Below are 18,196 nucleotides of genomic sequence, written 5' to 3' on the forward strand. Positions count from 1 at the left end.
CTGGCGCATGCCGCCGGACAGCTCGTGCACGCGCTTGCCGTACGAGCCGCCGAGCCTGACGAGTTCGAGCAGCCGCTCGGCCTCCGGGCGGCGCAGCGGCTTCGGCACTCCGCGCAGCTTCAGGGCCAGTTCGATGTTCTTGCCCGCGGTCAGCCACGGGAACAGCGCGTGTTCCTGGAACATCAGCGCCGGGCGGCCGCCCGGGGTGTCGATGGAGCCCGCGGTCGGCCGGTCGAGTCCGGCGACCAGGTTGAGCAGGGTGGACTTGCCGCAGCCCGAGGCTCCCAGGAGGGTGACGAACTCGCCGGGGGCGACGTCGAGCGAGATGTCGTCGAGGACGAGCTGTGCGCCGGCGGGACCGCCGAAGGACTTCGAGACGTGCTCGATGCGCGCGGCGTGACCCGTCGCGCGGACGCGGTCCTCGGCCTTGGCGAGCGTCGTGGTCGTGGCCATGGTCGTCACCTCCTGGGTAGCGCTTGCGGACTTGGTTACTTGACGCCGAGACCGGCGTCGGACGCCTCGGGCCTGCCTTCGGCCTTCAGGACCTTGTTCAGCGGCTTCAGCTCGTAGATGCCGACCAGGTCGGGCTCCTTGAGGAGGCCCGCCTTCACCGCGTGGTCCGCCTGCGCCTGGAGCGTCGCGGCCAGCGGGTCGTCGGTGAACCGGATCGACGGCCAGGCGCCGTCGATCACCTTGTCGCCCAGCGGCTTGCCGGTGAGCTCCTTCAGCTTGGCGTTGGCAGAGGCCTTCGCGCGGTCCGAGTTGGCGGTGATCCACGCGTTCGTCTTCACCGAGCCCCGCAGGACCGCCTCGACCACGTCGGGGTGCTCGGCGAGGAACTTCTGCGACACGATCACGTTGGTGATGACGAACTGCTTGCCCGGCCACAGGTCGGACTCGTCGAGGAGGACCTTCCCGCCCTGGCTGACCAGCTTCGACGCGGTCGGCTCCGGCACCCAGGCGCCGTCGATGGAACCCGACTTGTAGGCGTCCGGGGTGATCTTGTTGTCCGTGCGCAGCACCGAGACGTCGCCCTTGCCGGACTGCGAGTCGACCTTCCAGCCCTTCTCGGACACCCAGTTGAGGAAGGCCACGTCCTGGGTGTTGCCGAGCTGCGGGGTCGCGATCCGCTTGCCCTTGACGTCGTCCAGCGACTTGATCTTCTCCGGGTTGACCACCAGCTTCACGCCACCGGAGGCCGAACCGGCCACGATGCGCAGGTTGGTGCCCTTGGACTTGGTGTAGCCGTTGATGGCCGGCGAGGGGCCGATGAAGCCGATGTCGATCGAGCCGGCGTTCAGCGCCTCGATCTCGGAGGGGCCCGCGTTGAAGGTCGACACCTTCAGCTGGGTGCCGCCCAGCTCCTTCTGGAAGATGCCCTCCTGGTCGCCGACCAGGGCCGTCGCGTGCGTCAGGTTGGGGAAGTACCCGAGCCGTACGGAGTCCGCGGAGAGCTTCTCGCCCTCGGCGGCCACCTTCTTCTGGTCGTTCTTGGCCTGGGAACCGTAGCCGCAGGAGGCGAGCGCCCCGATCAGGAGGGGCAGAGCGGCTGCGGCGGCCAGGCCGCGGCGCAGGGTGGTACGGGTGGTGGCAGGCACGGGAGGTGTTCCCCTCGATTCGGCTTCAGCGAAGTCTGCGTTTATGTCGGTGTCGTACGGGGTGGAGCGCCGTCGCGCCGCGGCGGCGCACAGGGGTCAGCACGCACATCGCGCCACTCCTCCCCGGCCCGCACCGAGGGCGCCGGAGCCGACCCGGCCGCCCTCCTTGGCGAAGGTGGTGTAGAGGTCCCGGACCATCAGAAGTCCCACCCCTCCTCGTCCTCCGCCGCCGGCGCGGCCTTGGCGCCGGCGAAGGACTCGCCCGCCATGCCCGCGGCCAGGGTGGTGCCGTCGGCCGGGTCGATCAGCAGGAACGATCCGGTGCGGCGGGAGTCCGCGTACGTGTCGAGCGCGAGCGGCTCGGCGGTGCGGACCTTCACCAGGCCGATGTCGTTGGCGACGAGCTGCCCGGGGTTCGGGTGCTGGGAGAGGTCATCCAGGGTGAGCCGGGACGGGATCTCCTTCACGATCGCCTTGACCGTGCGGGTGGTGTGCTTGAGCAGCACCCGCTGGCCCACGGTCAGCGGCTGGTCCGCCACGTGGCAGACGGTGGCCTCGACGTCCTGGCTGGTGGCCGGGGCGTCGGCGACCGGGGCGAGCAGGTCGCCACGGGAGATGTCGATGTCGTCGGCGAGCCGGATGGTGACCGACTGCGGGGCCCAGGCGATGTCCACGGACTCGCCGAGCGCGTCGATCGCGCTGATCGTCGACGTCCTGCCGGAGGGCAGCACGGTGACCTGCTCGCCGACCCGGAACGCGCCGGCCGCGATCTGGCCCGCGTAACCCCGGTAGTCGGGGTGCTCGGCGGTCTGCGGACGGATCACGTACTGCACCGGGAAGCGCGCGTGGCAGGCCGTCAGGTCGTGGCTGACCGGGACGGTCTCCAGGTGCTCCAGGACCGTCGGGCCGCCGTACCAGTCCATGTTGGCGGACGGCTCCACGACGTTGTCGCCGGCGAGCGCGGAGATCGGGATCGCGGTGATCTCCGGGACGCCCAGCTCCGACGCGTACGTCGTGAACTCCGCGGCGATCGAGGCGAACACGGACTCCTGGTAGTCGACCAGGTCCATCTTGTTCACGGCGAGCACCACGTGGGGGACGCGCAGCAGGGCGGCGACGGCGGCGTGCCGGCGCGTCTGCTCGACGACGCCGTTGCGGGCGTCGACGAGGACCACGGCCAGCTCGGCCGTCGAGGCGCCGGTCACCATGTTGCGGGTGTACTGCACGTGCCCGGGCGTGTCGGCGAGGATGAAGCGGCGGCGCGGGGTCGCGAAGTAGCGGTACGCCACGTCGATGGTGATGCCCTGCTCGCGCTCGGCGCGCAGACCGTCCGTGAGCAGCGCCAGGTCCGGCGCCTCCTGGCCGCGCGAACGCGAGGCGTGCTCCACCGCCTCCAGCTGGTCGGCGAGGACCGACTTGGAGTCGTGCAGGAGCCGGCCCACCAGGGTCGACTTGCCGTCGTCGACGGAGCCGGCGGTGGCGAAGCGCAGCAGGGTGGTGGCCGCGAGCTCGGCGTGCCCGGAGGTGGGCTCTTCGGTGAACGTGCTCATGGTTAGAAGTACCCTTCGCGCTTGCGGTCTTCCATCGCGGCCTCGGACAGCTTGTCGTCCGCCCGGGTGGCGCCCCGCTCGGTGAGCCGGGACGCGGCGATCTCGTTGATCACGGCTTCCAGCGTGGTGGCGTCGGAGTCCACCGCACCGGTGCAGGACATGTCGCCGACGGTGCGGTAGCGGATCAGGCGCGTCTCGACGGTCTCGGTGTCCTTCGGGCCGCCCCAGTCGCCGGCGGTCAGCCACATGCCGTTGCGCTGGAACACGTCGCGCTCGTGCGCGAAGTAGATCTCCGGCAGCGCGATCTTCTCGCGCTGGATGTACTGCCAGACGTCCAGCTCGGTCCAGTTGGACAGCGGGAACACGCGGACGTGTTCGCCGGGGGCGTGCCGGCCGTTGTACAGCTGCCACAGCTCGGGCCGCTGGCGGCGCGGGTCCCACTGGGAGAACTCGTCGCGGAGGCTGAACACCCGCTCCTTGGCGCGGGCCTTCTCCTCGTCGCGGCGGCCGCCGCCGAAGACGGCGTCGAAGCGGTGCTGCTGGATCGCCTCGGTCAGCGGCACGGTCTGCAGCGGGTTGCGGGTGCCGTCCGGGCGCTCGCGCAGCTTCCCCGCGTCGATGTAGTCCTGCACGGAGGCGACGTGGAGCCGCAGCCCGTGCTCGGCGACCACGCGGTCGCGGTACTCGATGACCTCGGGGAAGTTGTGTCCCGTGTCGACGTGCAGCAGCGTGAACGGGACCGGCGCCGGGGCGAAGGCCTTCAGCGCCAGGTGCAGCATGACGATGGAGTCCTTGCCGCCGGAGAACAGGATCACCGGCCGCTCGAACTCGCCCGCCACCTCACGGAAGATGTGCACGGCCTCGGACTCCAGCGAGTCGAGGTGCGACAGCGCGAACGGGCTGTCGGTGGCGTCGTGGACGTGGGCAACGGTGGTCACAGCAGACCCCTCTCGGTGAGCAGCGCGTGCAGCTGCGCCGCGGACTCCTGCACGGTCTGGTTCTGGGACTCGATCCGCAGATCGGGCGTCTCGGGGGCCTCGTACGGGTCGTCGACCCCGGTCAGGCCGCTGATCTCGCCCGCCGCCTGCTTGGCGTACAGGCCCTTCACGTCGCGGACCGAGCACACCTCCACCGGAGTGGCCACGTGCACCTCGACGAAGGCGGTGCCCTCGGCCTGGTGGCGCTTGCGGACCGCCTCGCGGCTGTCGGCGTACGGGGCGATCACGGGGACCAGGACCTTCACGCCGTGCGAGGCGAGGAGCTCGGCGACGAAGCCGATCCGCTGCACGTTGGTGTGCCGGTCCTCACGGCTGAAGCCGAGGCCCGCCGAGAGGAACTCGCGGATCTCGTCGCCGTCGAGGATCTCGACGCGCTGACCTTCCTCGCGCAGCCGGCCGGCCAGCTCGTACGCGATGGTGGTCTTGCCGGCGCTCGGCAGGCCCGTGAGCCAGATGGTGGCACCGGTCACGTGGGTCTCCTGGGAGGTCTGGGAAGTCTGGGGGGTGGTCGTCATCAGCCGTGCAGCCCGCATTCGGTCTTGGCCCGGCCGGCCCAGCGGCCGGCCCGGGAGTCCTCGCCCTCGAGGACCCGGCGCGTGCAGGGAGCGCAGCCGACGGAGGTGTAGCCGTCCATGAGGAGCGGGTTGGTGAGGACGCCGTGCTCCAGGACGTACGCCTCGACGTCGTCCTGGGTCCAGCGGGCGATCGGGGAGACCTTCACCTTCTGCCGCTTCTCGTCCCAGCCGACGACCGGGGTGTTCGCCCGGGTCGGGGACTCGTCGCGGCGCAGGCCCGTGGCCCACGCGGCGTACCGGGTCAGGCCCTCCTCCAGCGGCTTGATCTTGCGCAGCGCGCAGCACAGGTCGGGGTCGCGGTCGTGCAGCTTCGGGCCGTACTCGGCGTCCTGCTCGGCCACGGTCTGCCGCGGGGTCAGGGTGATGACGTTGACGTCCATGACGGCGTCGACGGCGTCACGGGTGCCGATGGTCTCCTCGAAGTGGTAGCCGGTGTCGAGGAAGACGACGTCCACGCCGGGCATGGCGCGCGAGGCGAGGTGGGCGACGACCGCGTCCTCCATGGAGGAGGTGACGCAGAAGCGCTTGCCGAAGGTGTCGGCCGCCCACCGGAGGATCTCCAGGGCGGAGGCGTCCTCCAGCTCGCGGCCGGCCTGCTCGGCGAGTGCCTTCAGGTCGGCCGCGGTCGCGTCCGTCACGTCCTGCGTGATCGTCATATCTCTTCCCCTCCGCCGGAGTTGCTCGAAGTGCCCGGGGCCAGCAGCCCCAGGAACTTCAGCTGGAAGGCTCGGCTGCAGGCCCTGCATTCCCAGGCGCCGTGACCCTGCTCGCCGGGACGCAGGTCCTCGTCCCCGCAGTACGGGCAGTGGAACGGTGCCGCCCGCTCGCTCATGACAGGGCCTCTTCCGAGGCCCGGGCCGCCCAGGTGGCGAAGCGCTCGCCGTCCTCGCGCTCCGCCTGGAAGCGCTTGAGGACCCGCTCGACGTAGTCGGGCAGCTCGGCCGAGGTGACCTTCAGGCCGCGGACCTTGCGGCCGAAGCCGGCCTCCAGGCCGAGCGCGCCGCCCAGGTGCACCTGGTAGCCCTCGACGCGGTTGCCGTCGTCGTCCAGGACCAGCTGGCCCTTGAGGCCGATGTCCGCGACCTGGATGCGGGCGCAGGCGTTCGGGCAGCCGTTGATGTTGATGGTGATCGGCTCGTCGAACTCCGGGATGCGGCGCTCCAGTTCGTCGATCAGCGAGGCGCCGCGGGCCTTGGTCTCGACGATGGCCAGCTTGCAGAACTCGATGCCGGTGCAGGCCATCGTGCCGCGCCGGAACGGCGACGGGTCCACCCGCAGGTCGAGCGCCTCCAGGGCGGCGACCGCGGAGTCGACCTGGGCCTCCTCGACGTCGAGGAGGATCATCTTCTGGTCCGCGGTGGTCCGCAGCCGGCCGGAGCCGTGCTGCTCGGCCAGGTCGGCGATCTTGGTGAGGGTGGCGCCGTCGACCCGGCCCACGCGCGAGGCGAAGCCGATGTAGTAGCGGCCGTCCTGCTGCCGGTGCACGCCCATGTGGTCGCGCCAGCGGCCGGCCGGCTGCTCGGGGGCGGGGCCGTCGGTCAGCTTGCGCTTCAGGTACTCGTCCTCCAGGACCTGGCGGAACTTCTCCGCGCCCCAGTCGGCGACCAGGAACTTCAGGCGCGCGCGGTTGCGCAGCCGGCGGTAGCCGTAGTCGCGGAAGATCGAGATGACACCCTCGTAGACGTCCGGGACCTCGTCGAGCGAGACCCAGGTGCCGAGCCGGACGCCGAGCTTGGGGTTGGTGGACAGACCGCCGCCGACCCAGACGTCGAAGCCGGGACCGTGCTCCGGGTGGTTCACGCCGACGAAGGCGATGTCGTTGATCTCGTGCGCCACGTCGAGCAGCGGCGAGCCGGAGATCGCGGACTTGAACTTGCGGGGCAGGTTGGAGAAGTCCTTGTTGCCGACGATGCGGCGGTAGATCTCGTCGATGGCCGGGGTGCCGTCGATGATCTCGTCCTCGGCGATGCCGGCGACCGGCGAGCCGAGGATGACGCGCGGGGTGTCACCGCAGGCCTCGGTGGTCGACAGGCCGACCGCCTCCAGGCGGTTCCAGATCTCCGGGACGTCCTCGATGCGGATCCAGTGGTACTGGACGTTCTGCCGGTCGGTGATGTCGGCGGTGCCGCGCGCGAACTCCTCGGAGATCTCGCCGATCACCCGCAGCTGATCGGTGGTCAGCCGGCCGCCGTCGATGCGGACGCGCAGCATGAAGTACTCGGCGTCCAGCTCCTCCGGCTCCAGGACGCCGGTCTTGGTGCCGTCCAGGCCCTCGCGCCGCTGGGTGTAGAGGCCCCACCAGCGCATGCGTCCGCGCAGGTCGTTGGGGTCGATGGAGTCGAAGCCCCGCTTGGAGTAGATCGTCTCAATACGTGTCCGCACATTGAGACCGTCGTCATCCTTCTTGAACTGCTCATTGCCGTTCAGCGGGGTGAAGTGCCCCGCGGCCCACTGACCCTCGCCACGGTGGCGCCCGGTCTTGCGACGGGCGGCGGCGGGAGTGGGGTTTTCCGGGGTGGCGGCCATGGCGTTTTGTCCTTCGGGACTGCGAGAGGGCGGCTCTGACCTGCACACTCGCGCTCGGGTAGGAGGTGGCGCGACAGTGCGCAGCGTTCAGGACGTCAGGAGAGTGGTTCGGCGGTGCTGGTTTTCTCAGCGCGCCGAACAGATGGCGCTGGACATGCGGCCGAGGTCGACGTGCCGCCGACTCACCAAGGCAATTCCAGTTCCAGACATGACGGAAGCGTGTCACGGGACTTTGGACCCAGTCCAGCTTCGTCCAGGATGTGGACAACAGAGTCTCGCTCTGCGAGATGGTGTGGCGTGGGTCACGCGAAAGGGGCCCAGCTCAGGGCCCCTTCGGTGTGGAGGTGCGGGTCCCGCCTCCGTGCGGGATGTGCGGGACCGTGCGGCTCAGGCGTACGCGCCGGGCCACGGGCCCGGGTTGGCGGCCTCCTCGACCTGCTCCACCTTCGTGTCGAAGAGCCGGAAGCCGCGGCGCTCGTAGTTGGCCATCGCGTGCTCCCCGTCCAGCGAGCAGGTGTGCAGCCACACCCGCTTGGTCGGGACCCGGTCGGGCCAGCGCTCGGCCAGGTCCCAGGCGCGCTCCACCCCGTACGAGAGGAGGTGCCCGCCGATCCCGCGGCCCCGGAAGGCCGGGATCAGGCCGAAGTAGACGATCTCCACCACGCCGTCGTCCTGCGGGTCCAGCTCCACGTACCCGGCCGGCGTCCCCTTCTCGTACGCCACCCAGATCTCGGCGCCCGGCTTCTCCACGAGCTCCTGCCACTGCGCGTACGTGAGCGAGAGCCGGTCGTTCCAGGCGATGTCGCCGCCGACCGCGGTGTAGAGGAAGCGGCTGAACTCCGCCGAGGGCACCTCGGCCCGCACGATCCGCAGGTCCTCGCGGCCCTCGGGCGCGGGGACGGGACGCAGGTCGGACGGCGAGGTCTGTTCGAGGGACCAGGTGGTGAGAGTGATGCTCATGGGCTTATCGCATCATGCGGAGCCGCGGATTCCCACCGTGTTCGGTCCTGGCGGACAAGCTGTCCGCCATGCGGACAGCCCTGGACACAGCCCACCACCGCCCCCTCTCCGGACCCGGACCCCTCCCCGCCGTCGTCGGCCGCCGGCCGCTCGGGCCGACGGGCCCCGCCCGCCGTCGTCGGGCGAGGGTCCGCTCCGGGTGCCCTGGGGGCGGCTCGCTACCGTTTCGCCGGGCGCAGCTCGCCCGAGCCGCGCGGCACCAGGGTCACCGGGACCGTGCGCGTCACCGCGCGCGAGCGGTCGCCGTCGAGCCGGGCCAGCAGCTGCTCGGCCGCCGCCCGGCCCATCGCCGCCGGGTCCTGCGCCACGACCGTGAGGCCCGGCTCCAGGACGCCCGCCAGCGGGATGTCGTCGAAGCCGACCACGGCCACGTCCCGGCGCCCCGCCTCCGCGAGCGCCGGGACGACACCGAGCGTGGCGAAGTTGTTCGCCGCGAAGAACGCGGTCGGCGGATCGGCCAGGGCCAGGAGCCGCCCGACCGCCACCCCCGCCGCGTACGGATCGTGCGCCGTGACCACCAGCGCCGGATCCGGCGCGATGCCCGCCTCCTGCAGCGCCTTCTGGTAGCCGCGCTGCCGGATCTTGCGCGTGTACAGCTGGGCAGGCCGGTCCCCGATGAAGGCGATCCGGCGGTGGCCGTGGGCGACCAGGTGCGCCACCCCGGCCCGTGCCCCCTCCTCGTTGGCGCTGACCACCGCGTCGGCGGTCAGCCCCGAGCCCGGCCGGTCGAGGAAGACCAGCGGCAGCCCGCTCTCCCGTTCCCGGCGCAGGAAACGGTGATCGCTCCCGGCCGCCGGGACGACGAGCAGACCGCTGATCCGGCGGGCCAGGAAGGTGGTGATCAGGGCGTGCTCCGCCTCCTCCCGCTCGCCGGAGGAGCCCATGAGGAGCGTGAGCCCCCGGTCCCGTACGACCTGCTCGACCCCGCCGGCGACCGTGCCGAAGAAGGGGTTGCCCATGTCGGGCACCACCAGGCCGACCGTCGAGTCCCGCGCCCCGACCCGCATGTTGCGGGCCATGAGATTGGGCCGGAAGCCCAGCTCCTCGACGACCGCGAGCACCTTCTCGCGGGTCGCCGCGGAGACCGGTCCGTCCTCGTTGAGCACCCGGGACACGGTCTTCGGGGTCACACCGACCCGCTCCGCCACATCGGCGAGGGTCGGCCGCCGGGTGCCCGCCATTGATCACCGTTCCTGTCGTCGTGGGACCTGCCGCGCCACGACCGTACCTAAGCTTCCCCCTCCACCGTGAGCGCCCCGGTCATGATCGCCACGACCTCGGACATGGAATGGTCGGACGGCCGCAGCTGCGCCACCCGGCGGCCGAGCCGCTGCACGTGGATCCGGTCCGCGATCTCGAACACATGGGGCATGTTGTGGCTGATCAGCACCACCGGCAGGCCCCGGTCCCGGACCCGCCGGATCAGGTCGAGCACCTGGCCCGACTCCTTCACGCCCAGCGCGGCCGTCGGCTCGTCCATCACCACCACGTGCCGCGCCCACGCGACCGCCCGGGCCACCGCCACGCCCTGCCGCTGACCGCCGGAGAGCGTCTCCACGGCCTGGGTGTAGGAACGGAGCCCGATCTTCAGGTCGGCCATGTGCGCCGCCGACTCCTCGCGCATCCTCTTGTTGTCGAGCATCCGGAACACCGAGCCGAGCGGTCCGCGCCGGCGCACCTCGCGCCCGAGGAACATGTTGCTCGCGATGTCGAGGGAGGCGGCGACCGCCAGGTCCTGGTAGACGGTCTCGATGCCGTGGCGGCGCGCGTCGAGCGGGTCGCGGAAGCGGACCGGCTCCCCGTCGAGCTCGAGCGTGCCCTCGTCGGGCTGGAGGGCGCCGGTGAGCGCCTTGATCAGGCTGGACTTGCCGGCGCCGTTGTCGCCGATCACGGCGAGCACCTCGCCGGGCATGAGGTCGAAGTCCGCGCCGTCGAGCGCGGTGACCTGCCCGTACCGCTTGACGAGTCCGCGGGCCCGGAGGACGGGAGTCAGCGGCTGGGTGCTCGTCCCCGTGCTGGTCGACGTGCTCATCGGCGGGCCTTCCTGCGGGAGAACTGGTCGACGGCCACGGCGAGGATCACCAGGCCGCCGGTGATCAGGGTCTGGTAGATCGAGCCCACGCCCATGAGCTGGAGGCCGTTGCGGAACACGCCGACGATCAGCGCGCCGACGAGGGTGCCGAGGACCGCGCCGCGCCCGCCGAAGAGGCTGGTGCCGCCGAGGACCACGGCCGTGATGGCGTCCAGGTTGTCGGTCTGGCCGGCCTTGGGGTCGCCGACCCCGGTGCGGGAGATCAGGAGCAGCGCGGCGACGCCGTAGATCACCCCGGCGAGGGTGTAGACGCCGAGCAGCAGCCGGGTGGTGCGGATGCCGGTGAGCCGGGCGACCTCGGGGCTGTTGCCGAGCGCGTAGGTGTGGCGTCCCCAGGCCGTCTGGCCGAGGAAGTAGGCGAAGGCGAGGAAGAGGGCGATGGTGAGCACCGAGCCGTACGTGATGTCGGTGCGGCCCAGCGGGAAGGTCTCGCCGAGGGCGGTGAGCGCGCCGGGAAGCTCGGTGACGGTCTGCTCGTCGGAGTAGATGTGGGTGAGCGCGAAGGCGATGTTGAGCATGCCGAGCGTCACGATGAAGGGCGGCAGCTTGACCTGGGTGACCAGCGCGCCGTTCGCGAGGCCGAACAGGGCGCAGACGCCGATCCCGGCGACGACCGCGAGCAGCGGCGGCAGGGTCCCGTCGGCGGCGAGCTTCGCCATCACGATGGAGCCGAAGGCCATGACCGCGCCGCAGGACAGGTCGATGCCGGCGGTGAGGATGATCAGGGTCTGGCCCAGGGCGAGGGTGCCGACCACCATCACCTGCTGGACGACGAGGGAGAGGTTCCCGCCGGAGAGGAACTGGTCGCTCTGGAAGGAGAAGAACAGACACGCGGCGAGCAGGGCGACGAGCGGGCCCGCCGTGGGATGGGTGAGCAGCTGCCGGGCGCGCGGGCCGGTCGCGGCGGGCGGTGCGGGGGCCGCGCCGGCCGGGGCGGTGGTCGTGGTGGTCAAGGGTGCTCCTGGGGAGGAAGGGGCGGGTGGTTCGGTGAACGGGGCGGTCAGCCCCAGCAGTTGTCCAGGCCGTACTCGGTGTCCTTGGCCGCCACGCCCTTGGCCGGCGCGTCCGTGACGAGGGTGACCCCGGTGTCCACGTAGCCGGAGGCCTTGGTGCCGTTCTTGGCGTACGCGACCACGGCCTCGACGCCCTTGGCGGCCATGACCAGCGGGTACTGCTGCGAAGTGGCCGCGATCTTGCCGTCCTTGACGGCGTTGGTGCCGGTGCAGCCGCCGTCGACGGAGACGATCAGGACGTCCTTCTGGCGGCCCTTGGCCTTGAGGGCGCTGTAGGCGCCGAGGGCGGCGGGCTCGTTGATGGTGTAGACGACGTTGATGTCCGGGGCCTTCTGCAGGCAGTTCTCCATCGCCGTCTGACCCTTGGCCTGGTCGCCGCCGGTGTCCTGGGAGCAGACCAGGGCGGGGTCGTCCTTCGCGATGCCGAAGCCCTGGAGGAAGCCGTCGTGCCGCAGTTGTCCGACGGCGACGCCGGGGGCGAGGTCGAGGGTGGCGATCTTCGCCGGCTTCCCGGCCATCGCGGCCTTGGCGTACTCGCCGATCAGCACGCCGGCCTTGAGGTTGTCGGTGGCGAAGAGGGCGTCGGCGGCGTCCTGGGGGTCGGTGGGGGAGTCGAGGGCGATGACGAGGACGCCCTTCTTCCGGGCCTGCTGGATCGCGGGGACGATCGCCTTGGAGTCGTTGGGCGTGATCAGGATGCCCTTCACGCCGGCGGCCACCATGTTCTCGACGGCCGTGACCTGGCCCTCGTTGTCGCCGTCGAACTTGCCCGCGGCCGTGGACAGCTGGACGCCGGACTTCCTGGCGGCCTCCTCCGCGCCCTCCTTCATCTTCACGAAGAACGGGTTGGTGTCGGTCTTGGTGATCAGGCCGACCTTCACCGCCCCGCCGCTGCCGCCGGCGCCCTTGGCGCCCTCACCGCAGGCGGTGAGCAGCAACGAGGCGGAGGCGGTGGCGGCGACGAGTGACACGGTGGTGCGGAAGGTGCGCTTCATGGCACGGCTCCTCGGGGACGCAGGGGTGTCATCGTTGACTTATGTCAACGTTGACATCGACTGGCCAGGATGATGGACTCCGCGGCGAGCAACGTCAATGCCCCCTACTCGTTACGAGTTGGCAACGGAGGCTTCCGGATGAGCCGCTGGAAAGCACCGCACACCACCCTTCTCGCGGCGGCGCTCGTCGCCGCGAGCATCCCCCTCGCCACCCCTCTGACCAGCCACGCAGCCACCACGAAGACCCTGGCCGCAGGGCCCGTCAACCCCGGCTTCGAGACCGGGGACCTCACCGGCTGGACCGTCACCGAAGGCACCGCCTTCGGACCCGGCGCCGTCAGCACCGCCACCACCTACTGGGGCGGCCCCTTCCACCACCGGGGCGGCCACCACCTCTGGGGCCACGCCGCCGCGGGCGACGACGCCACCGGCACCCTGAAGTCCTCCACCTTCGCCGCCCCTTCGCACATCGGCTTCCTCGTCGCCGGCGGCTGGGACCCGCAGCGGCTGTACGTCGCCCTCGTCAGGGACGCCGACGGCGCCCGGCTGCTCAGCCAGACCGGCACCGACGACGAGGCCTACGTGCGCACCGTCTGGGACACCTCGCCCTGGCGCGGCCAGGCCGTCCACCTCGAGGTCGTCGACCGCAGGACCGGCGGCTGGGGCCACATCAACCTCGACGACGTACGCGTCGGCGCCGCCGCCGTACGCGACGACAACGGCCTCGCCTTCCGCACCCTCGGCCAGGCCAACCAGCCCACCGCGCGACGGGACTACGCCGCCGACCCGCTGCGGCCCCAGTACCACTACACGCCCTACCAGGGCTGGATCAACGACCCCAACGGGCTGATCCACTGGCGCGGCCGCCACCACCTGTTCAGCCAGCACTACCCCGACGCCCCCAAGTGGGGCCCCATGCACTGGGCGCACGCCGACGGCCCCGACGCCGTCCACTGGCGCGAACTCCCCGTCGCCCTCACCCCGGCGCCCCCGGCGAGCCCCACCGACAACAGCGGGATCTTCAGCGGCAGCGCCGTCGACGACGACGGCACCCTCACCGTCGCGTACACCCGGTTCACCGACACCGCCGCCCACCCCGGCGCCACCGCCGAGACCGTCGAGATCGCCACCAGCACCGACGGCGTCGCCTTCACCCCCGGCACCGAGGTCATCGCCCAGGCCCCGCCCGGCTCCTCCGCCGGATTCCGCGATCCGAAGCTCTTCCGCGACCCCGTCGACGGCCGCTGGAAGATGGCCGTCGGCTCCGGCGACGCCGGTCGCGGCAAGGTCCACCTCTACGCCTCCGACGACCTGCGCACCTGGACGTACAGCGGCGTCCTCACCGAGGGCGACGGCACCACCGGCACGATGTGGGAGTGCCCCGACCTGTTCCCGCTCGACGGCAAGTGGGTCCTGCTCTACTCCACCAACGAGGGCGGACAGTCGCTCCAGCGCTACGCCGTGGGCGCGTACGACGGCAGCCGCTTCACCGCCGAACGCCACGGCATCCTCGACGGCGGCGGTGACGTCTACGCCGCCCAGAGCTACGAGGACGACGCCGGGCGCCGGCTCATGACCGCCTGGATGAGCGACTGGAACGCCAAGGAGCCCACCCGGATCGGCGGCTGGGCCGGCGCCCAGGCCCTCCACAGGGAACTCTTCCTGACCGCCGACGGCCGGCTCGGCCAGCGGCCCGTCGCCGAGACCGACACCCTCGCCACCGGCACCCCGGTCACCGTGAACGGCAAGACCGTCCAGGGGACCTGGCGCATCGGCCGCGGCGACAGCGCCCGCCTCAGGACCATGGTCGACCTCGGCGCCACCACCGCCGACACCGTCACCCTCCGCCTCAAGGCCTCCGCCGCCGAGGCGACCGAACTGCGCTACGAGAAGTCCACCGGCACCCTCACCCTCGACACCACCCGCGCCGGCTACGGCACCCCCGCCACCTTCACCACCCACGCCGAGGCGGGCCCCGGCAACACCCTCGCCCTCGACATCCTCGTCGACCGCTCGTCCGTCGAGGTCTTCACCGGCGACGGCGCCGCCCTCACCGCCCGCGCCTACCCCCGCTACCAGGAGTCCGACGCCGTCGAGTTCACCGCGCCGACCGGCCGGATCCGGCTCGTCAGCGCCTCCCTCACCCCGCTCGGCTCCGCCGTCCTGCCCGACCGACCCCGGTAACCGGACCCGCTCCGTACGCACTCCTCCCGTCCGCACCGAAAGGCACCCCGCATGACCGCGACCCGCCGCCCCGTGGCCGTCCTCGGCGAATGCGTCGCCGACGCCTTCGTCGCGCCCCAAGCGACCGACGCCGCCGAGGGACCGGGCCTCCGGCTCGACGTCCTGCCGGGCGGCGGGCCCGCGAACACCGCCGTCGCGCTCGCCCGCCTCGGCACCCCCACCCACCTCGTCGCCCGCCTCTCCGGCGACGTCTTCGGCGGTCTCTTCCGCCGCCGCCTCGCCGAGTCCGGCGTCCGCACCGACCTGTGCCCCGACGCCACCGAACCCAGCACCCTCGCCGTCGCCGGCCTCGGGCCCGACGGCGCCGCCGAGTACTCCTTCCACGCCGAGAACACCGCCGACTGGCAGTGGACCCGCCCCGAACTCGCCCCCGTCGCCGCCGCCCGCCCGGCCGCCCTCCACACCGGCTCCCTCGCCCTCGTCCGCGACCCCGGCGCCGCGGCCGTCGACGAACTCCTCGCCGCACTCCGCCCCACCACCACCCTCTCCGTCGACCCCAACGTCCGCCCGCTGCTCGTCGCCCCCGCCGTCTACCGGGCCCGCCTCCCGCGCTGGTGCGCCCTCGCCGACCTGCTCCGGCTGAGCGAGGACGACCTCGCCCACCTCCACCCCGGCCTCGCCCCCGAGGCCGCCTGCGACGCCTGGCACCGCCTGGGCGTCCCGCTCGTGGTCGTCACCCTGGGCGGCGCCGGCGCGCTCGTCTCGTACGACGGGATCCGCGAGCGCGTCCCCGCCCCGCCCGTCCGGGTCGTCGACACCGTCGGCGCGGGCGACGCGTTCACGGCGGGCCTGCTGCACCGCCTCCACGAGGCCGACGCGCTCGGCGGACGCCTCGACGCCCTCAGCCCCGCGCTGCTGCGCGAGGCCGTCGCCTTCGGCACCACCGTGGCCGCCGCCACCTGCGCCGTCCGCGGCGCCAACCCGCCGTACGCACACGAGCTGACCAGCAGCATTACCTGACGGGTAATCGACCGCCGCACCGGCCGCCCGGCAAGGTGATCACACCTGAACGGCACACGACACAAGGGGTACGGCATGGGTACGGGTCGACGCGGACCGGTGGGCATCGCAGTGGCGGCGGCGGTCGTCGCGGGGGCGGCGGTCGCCGTCCCCACGGCGGGGGCGCAGCCCGGCGGCGTCGCGGCCGCCGGAACGGTGAACTGCCCGTCGGCGCGGGCGAAGGTCGAGCGGCTCGAAGGACGGATCAACCCCAACGCCTGCGCCTTCATGGAGCGGCAGATCGCCTTCGGCGAGATCCCCACCGGCACCCCGCCCGCCGTCGGCGACGTCACCCACCCCCGGGTCCAGGCCTACCTCGACATCTTCGACCCCGAGGCGAGCCTCTGGGAAGCCGGCGCCAAGGCGCAGCGCGGCCACACGGTCATCGGCACCTCCATCACCAACTCGCTGCGCCTCGCGCCCAGTCTCACCTACCGCGGCACCGACGTGGTCGCCGACGGCAGCACCGTGATGTTCGGCCAGTGGAACGAGGTCACCCTGCGCGGCCGCACCATCGGCTACCCGCAGATCGCCCGCAACGTGCTCGGCGACGAGGGCCGCACGATCCAGGCCCGCCGCTACTACGACCGGGCCGTCCTGTTCCAGGACACCCTGCCCGAGGACGCGCCCGCGCCGCTCTTCGCGGGCGTCGCCGACAGCGGCGAGGCCCACCCGGACCGGATCCCCGCCCGTTTCCGGGTCGGCGAGGTCGCGGCCCGCCTCGCCGCCTGGAACGGCGAGGACACCGAGGCGCTGCTCGCCCGGTCCGCCGGCGCCCGGCTCATGGGCCCCGGCCTGAGCGCCCCGCTCACGACCGACGCCGGCAGGCGCGCCTACCTGGAGCGCCTCTTCGGCTCGGGCACCCTCCGGCTCAAGGCAGGCCAGGTCGCCGTCGGCACGGCCACCACCTACGTGGAGTGGCACGGCACCGTCTCCAACGCCCACGGCACCGACGTCCCCTTCGGCATCGTGGAGCGCTTCGGCCCGGACGGCGAATGGGAGCTGTACTTCGACACCCTCCCGCTGGTCGCGAACCAGGACACGGTCCGCACCCTGTTCCAGAAGCTCGCGGCGTCCTGACCGTCAGGCGGTCATGCCGCTGCGCGCCGCCAGCACCGCCGGAGCGGTGGACTGCGGCAGCAGGTCCATCGGGTGGTCGGGGCGGACCAGCTCCACCTCGACCTCCTCGCTGAAGCGGTACGGGCGGTGCGCCAGGACACCGGCCAGGTTGCGCCGCACCCGCGACAGCTCGGCCCGTACCGTCACCGTCCTGGTCCGGTCGCCGAACACGTCCTGCGCCAGCTCCGCCGCCGTCCGTCCCTCCGGGTGCAGGGCGAGGAGGTACAGCAGTTCGGCGTGGCGCGGGCTCAGCTCCTGCGACCAGCTGCCGGCCGCGCCCGACACGGACACCGTCCAGCGGCGCGGCCGGCTCAGGTCGAGCACCACCCGGCTCGCCGCGCCCGAGCCGGCGTCCGCCGGCCGGCCGTCCTCCTGCACCCGCAGCAGCCAGCCGCCGGGCAGCGGCTCCACCGCGCACATGCCGAGCGACGGCAGCCACACCCGGCCCGCCCGGAAGGACTTGGGCAGCGGGAGCCGGTCCACCGGCGCCATCCCGGTCACCGCCGCCGTCCAGCCGTGGGTGTCCACCGCGACCGCCCGGCCGCCGACCCGGCACAGGATGGGCGCGGCCACCGAGCGGAGCCGCTCGATCGACCGCAGGTGGCGGTCACGCATCTCCGCCTCCGCGAGCTGCGCCACCGAGCCGACGAGCGCGAGCGTCGCCGGGTGGAAGCTGGACGCCGGCCCGCTCACGTCGACGATCCCCAGCAGCCGCTGGTCGCGGGGGTCGTGGACGGGCGCGGCGGCACAGGTCCAGTTGTGCAGGGTCTCCACGTAGTGCTCGGCCGAGTGCACCTGCACGGCCTTGCCCATGGCGAGCGCCGTACCGACCGCGTTGGTCCCGGTGGTCTGCTCGCTCCAGGCGGCGCCCTCCTCCAGACAGATCCCGTTGGCCTGGCGCATCACCGCGAGGTTGCCCTCGCGCCACAGCACCCGGCCCAGTTCGTCCGTCACCACCATGATCTGCATGGAGGCGTCGGCGATCCCGGCGAGTCCCGCGCTCAGCGTCCGCATGACCTCGCCGAGCACGGAGGACCGGCGCCGCTCCTCCAGTTCGTCGCGCCGCAGCAGCACGCTGCTCGTGCTCTGGTCCGGGTTGAGGCCCAGCCGGAACATCCGCTGCCAGGAGGCGTCGATCACCGGGCGCGGCGCCACCGGCGGTTTCCGGCCGGCCAGGGTCTCCTCGCGGACCTTGTGCAGCAGCCGGGTCGCCTTGGCGGCGTCCATCCCGGCCAGCCGGTTCAGGTCGACCTGTGCTCGGTTCATCGGTCCCTCCCAGCCACGCACGGTGCTGTATCAGTGCTGCATCGGAGCTGTATCGGTTCTGCACTGTGTGCGTCCCGGCGCCCATCGTGCCGTTCCACAGCGTCACGCGCGGGCTGCTTCCGGTAATCCTGCAACCTCTTGCAACTCTGGCAACCCCCGCCCCCTGGAGAGAGGGTGGGGTCGAAGCGGAGGGTGGTGCCG

18 protein-coding genes are annotated in these 18,196 nt (G+C 72.2%); 3 read left to right on the forward strand and 15 right to left on the reverse strand.

The annotated features are described in order from the left end of the window. The 14 genes from ACFY8W_RS36970 to ACFY8W_RS37035 all read right to left on the reverse strand — a co-directional run. A partial coding sequence (locus ACFY8W_RS36970) for an ATP-binding cassette domain-containing protein (protein ID WP_391115393.1) occupies positions 1 to 453 on the reverse strand: 453 nt, incomplete at its 3' end. A gap of 35 nt (positions 454 to 488) precedes the next feature. Then, positions 489 to 1,598 carry an aliphatic sulfonate ABC transporter substrate-binding protein gene (locus ACFY8W_RS36975; RefSeq protein WP_391115396.1) on the reverse strand — a complete coding sequence of 370 codons (1,110 nt, stop codon included), beginning with the start codon at positions 1,596 to 1,598 and terminating at the stop codon, positions 489 to 491. A gap of 197 nt (positions 1,599 to 1,795) precedes the next feature. Further along, a complete protein-coding gene (locus tag ACFY8W_RS36980; RefSeq protein ID WP_391115399.1) occupies positions 1,796 to 3,148 on the reverse strand; it encodes a GTP-binding protein in 1,353 nt (450 codons plus the stop codon). A gap of 2 nt (positions 3,149 to 3,150) precedes the next feature. Beyond that, complete coding sequence (gene cysD / locus ACFY8W_RS36985) at positions 3,151 to 4,086, reverse strand: sulfate adenylyltransferase subunit CysD (RefSeq protein ID WP_391115402.1); 936 nt, start codon at positions 4,084 to 4,086, stop codon at positions 3,151 to 3,153. Beyond that, positions 4,083 to 4,661 (reverse strand): adenylyl-sulfate kinase, encoded by a 579-nt coding sequence (cysC, locus tag ACFY8W_RS36990; RefSeq protein ID WP_391115405.1) that lies wholly within the window; start codon positions 4,659 to 4,661, stop codon positions 4,083 to 4,085. Before cysC ends, cysD begins: the two co-directional genes overlap by 4 nt. After that, positions 4,661 to 5,377 carry a phosphoadenylyl-sulfate reductase gene (locus ACFY8W_RS36995; RefSeq protein ID WP_391115408.1) on the reverse strand — a complete coding sequence of 239 codons (717 nt, stop codon included), beginning with the start codon at positions 5,375 to 5,377 and terminating at the stop codon, positions 4,661 to 4,663. The genes cysC and ACFY8W_RS36995 overlap by 1 nt, the downstream gene beginning before the upstream one ends. Next, a complete protein-coding gene (locus ACFY8W_RS37000) occupies positions 5,374 to 5,553 on the reverse strand; it encodes a hypothetical protein (protein WP_391115411.1) in 180 nt (59 codons plus the stop codon). The genes ACFY8W_RS36995 and ACFY8W_RS37000 overlap by 4 nt, the downstream gene beginning before the upstream one ends. Continuing rightward, a complete protein-coding gene (locus ACFY8W_RS37005) occupies positions 5,550 to 7,247 on the reverse strand; it encodes a nitrite/sulfite reductase (protein WP_391115414.1) in 1,698 nt (565 codons plus the stop codon). Before ACFY8W_RS37005 ends, ACFY8W_RS37000 begins: the two co-directional genes overlap by 4 nt. A gap of 126 nt (positions 7,248 to 7,373) precedes the next feature. Continuing rightward, a complete protein-coding gene (locus ACFY8W_RS37010) occupies positions 7,374 to 7,457 on the reverse strand; it encodes a putative leader peptide (RefSeq protein WP_351188065.1) in 84 nt (27 codons plus the stop codon). 177 nt (positions 7,458 to 7,634) lie between these two features. Then, positions 7,635 to 8,207, reverse strand: coding sequence for a GNAT family N-acetyltransferase (locus ACFY8W_RS37015; protein ID WP_391115416.1), 573 nt, complete (start codon positions 8,205 to 8,207; stop codon positions 7,635 to 7,637). A 218-nt stretch (positions 8,208 to 8,425) separates the two neighbouring features. Continuing rightward, a complete protein-coding gene (locus tag ACFY8W_RS37020) occupies positions 8,426 to 9,448 on the reverse strand; it encodes a substrate-binding domain-containing protein (RefSeq protein ID WP_391115418.1) in 1,023 nt (340 codons plus the stop codon). Between the two features lie 47 nt (positions 9,449 to 9,495). Next, positions 9,496 to 10,299 carry an ATP-binding cassette domain-containing protein gene (locus ACFY8W_RS37025; protein ID WP_391115421.1) on the reverse strand — a complete coding sequence of 268 codons (804 nt, stop codon included), beginning with the start codon at positions 10,297 to 10,299 and terminating at the stop codon, positions 9,496 to 9,498. Next, on the reverse strand, positions 10,296 to 11,312 hold the full coding sequence (locus tag ACFY8W_RS37030; protein ID WP_391115424.1) for an ABC transporter permease: 1,017 nt from the start codon (positions 11,310 to 11,312) through the stop codon (positions 10,296 to 10,298). Before ACFY8W_RS37030 ends, ACFY8W_RS37025 begins: the two co-directional genes overlap by 4 nt. Before the next feature lie 47 nt (positions 11,313 to 11,359). Next, the gene (locus ACFY8W_RS37035; RefSeq protein WP_391115427.1) at positions 11,360 to 12,367 is read right to left on the reverse strand and encodes a substrate-binding domain-containing protein; all 1,008 of its coding nucleotides are present in this window, start codon (positions 12,365 to 12,367) and stop codon (positions 11,360 to 11,362) included. Positions 12,368 to 12,505: 138 nt separating this feature from the next. Between ACFY8W_RS37035 and ACFY8W_RS37040 the strand changes: the two genes are divergently transcribed. The 3 genes from ACFY8W_RS37040 to ACFY8W_RS37050 all read left to right on the forward strand — a co-directional run bounded on the left by ACFY8W_RS37040 (position 12,506) and on the right by ACFY8W_RS37050 (position 16,690). Continuing rightward, complete coding sequence (locus tag ACFY8W_RS37040) at positions 12,506 to 14,551, forward strand: GH32 C-terminal domain-containing protein (RefSeq protein WP_391115430.1); 2,046 nt, start codon at positions 12,506 to 12,508, stop codon at positions 14,549 to 14,551. A gap of 51 nt (positions 14,552 to 14,602) precedes the next feature. Next, positions 14,603 to 15,571 carry a PfkB family carbohydrate kinase gene (locus tag ACFY8W_RS37045; protein ID WP_391115433.1) on the forward strand — a complete coding sequence of 323 codons (969 nt, stop codon included), beginning with the start codon at positions 14,603 to 14,605 and terminating at the stop codon, positions 15,569 to 15,571. A gap of 75 nt (positions 15,572 to 15,646) precedes the next feature. After that, positions 15,647 to 16,690, forward strand: coding sequence for a hypothetical protein (locus ACFY8W_RS37050; protein ID WP_391115436.1), 1,044 nt, complete (start codon positions 15,647 to 15,649; stop codon positions 16,688 to 16,690). Positions 16,691 to 16,693: 3 nt separating this feature from the next. Here the strand turns inward: ACFY8W_RS37050 and ACFY8W_RS37055 are convergent, their stop codons facing one another. Beyond that, complete coding sequence (locus tag ACFY8W_RS37055; protein ID WP_391115439.1) at positions 16,694 to 17,995, reverse strand: GAF domain-containing protein; 1,302 nt, start codon at positions 17,993 to 17,995, stop codon at positions 16,694 to 16,696. Positions 17,996 to 18,196 lie beyond the last annotated feature (201 nt).

The organism is Streptomyces sp. NPDC012637 (assembly GCF_042954805.1).
Classification (GTDB): domain Bacteria; phylum Actinomycetota; class Actinomycetes; order Streptomycetales; family Streptomycetaceae; genus Streptomyces.

Bases quoted from the DNA above. Each gene is read 5' to 3' on its own strand.
- ACFY8W_RS36980 (WP_391115399.1), bottom strand. From the start codon at position 3,148: ATGAGCACGTTCACCGAAGAGCCCACCTCCGGGCACGCCGAGCTCGCG.
- cysC (WP_391115405.1), bottom strand. From the start codon at position 4,661: ATGACGACCACCCCCCAGACTTCCCAGACCTCCCAGGAGACCCACGTG.
- ACFY8W_RS36995 (WP_391115408.1), bottom strand. From the start codon at position 5,377: ATGACGATCACGCAGGACGTGACGGACGCGACCGCGGCCGACCTGAAG.
- ACFY8W_RS37000 (WP_391115411.1), bottom strand. From the start codon at position 5,553: ATGAGCGAGCGGGCGGCACCGTTCCACTGCCCGTACTGCGGGGACGAG.
- ACFY8W_RS37005 (WP_391115414.1), bottom strand. From the start codon at position 7,247: ATGGCCGCCACCCCGGAAAACCCCACTCCCGCCGCCGCCCGTCGCAAG.
- ACFY8W_RS37010 (WP_351188065.1), bottom strand. From the start codon at position 7,457: ATGTCTGGAACTGGAATTGCCTTGGTGAGTCGGCGGCACGTCGACCTC.
- ACFY8W_RS37015 (WP_391115416.1), bottom strand. From the start codon at position 8,207: ATGAGCATCACTCTCACCACCTGGTCCCTCGAACAGACCTCGCCGTCC.
- ACFY8W_RS37020 (WP_391115418.1), bottom strand. From the start codon at position 9,448: ATGGCGGGCACCCGGCGGCCGACCCTCGCCGATGTGGCGGAGCGGGTC.
- ACFY8W_RS37025 (WP_391115421.1), bottom strand. From the start codon at position 10,299: ATGAGCACGTCGACCAGCACGGGGACGAGCACCCAGCCGCTGACTCCC.
- ACFY8W_RS37035 (WP_391115427.1), bottom strand. From the start codon at position 12,367: ATGAAGCGCACCTTCCGCACCACCGTGTCACTCGTCGCCGCCACCGCC.
- ACFY8W_RS37040 (WP_391115430.1), top strand. From the start codon at position 12,506: ATGAGCCGCTGGAAAGCACCGCACACCACCCTTCTCGCGGCGGCGCTC.
- ACFY8W_RS37045 (WP_391115433.1), top strand. From the start codon at position 14,603: ATGACCGCGACCCGCCGCCCCGTGGCCGTCCTCGGCGAATGCGTCGCC.
- ACFY8W_RS37050 (WP_391115436.1), top strand. From the start codon at position 15,647: ATGGGTACGGGTCGACGCGGACCGGTGGGCATCGCAGTGGCGGCGGCG.
- ACFY8W_RS37055 (WP_391115439.1), bottom strand. From the start codon at position 17,995: ATGAACCGAGCACAGGTCGACCTGAACCGGCTGGCCGGGATGGACGCC.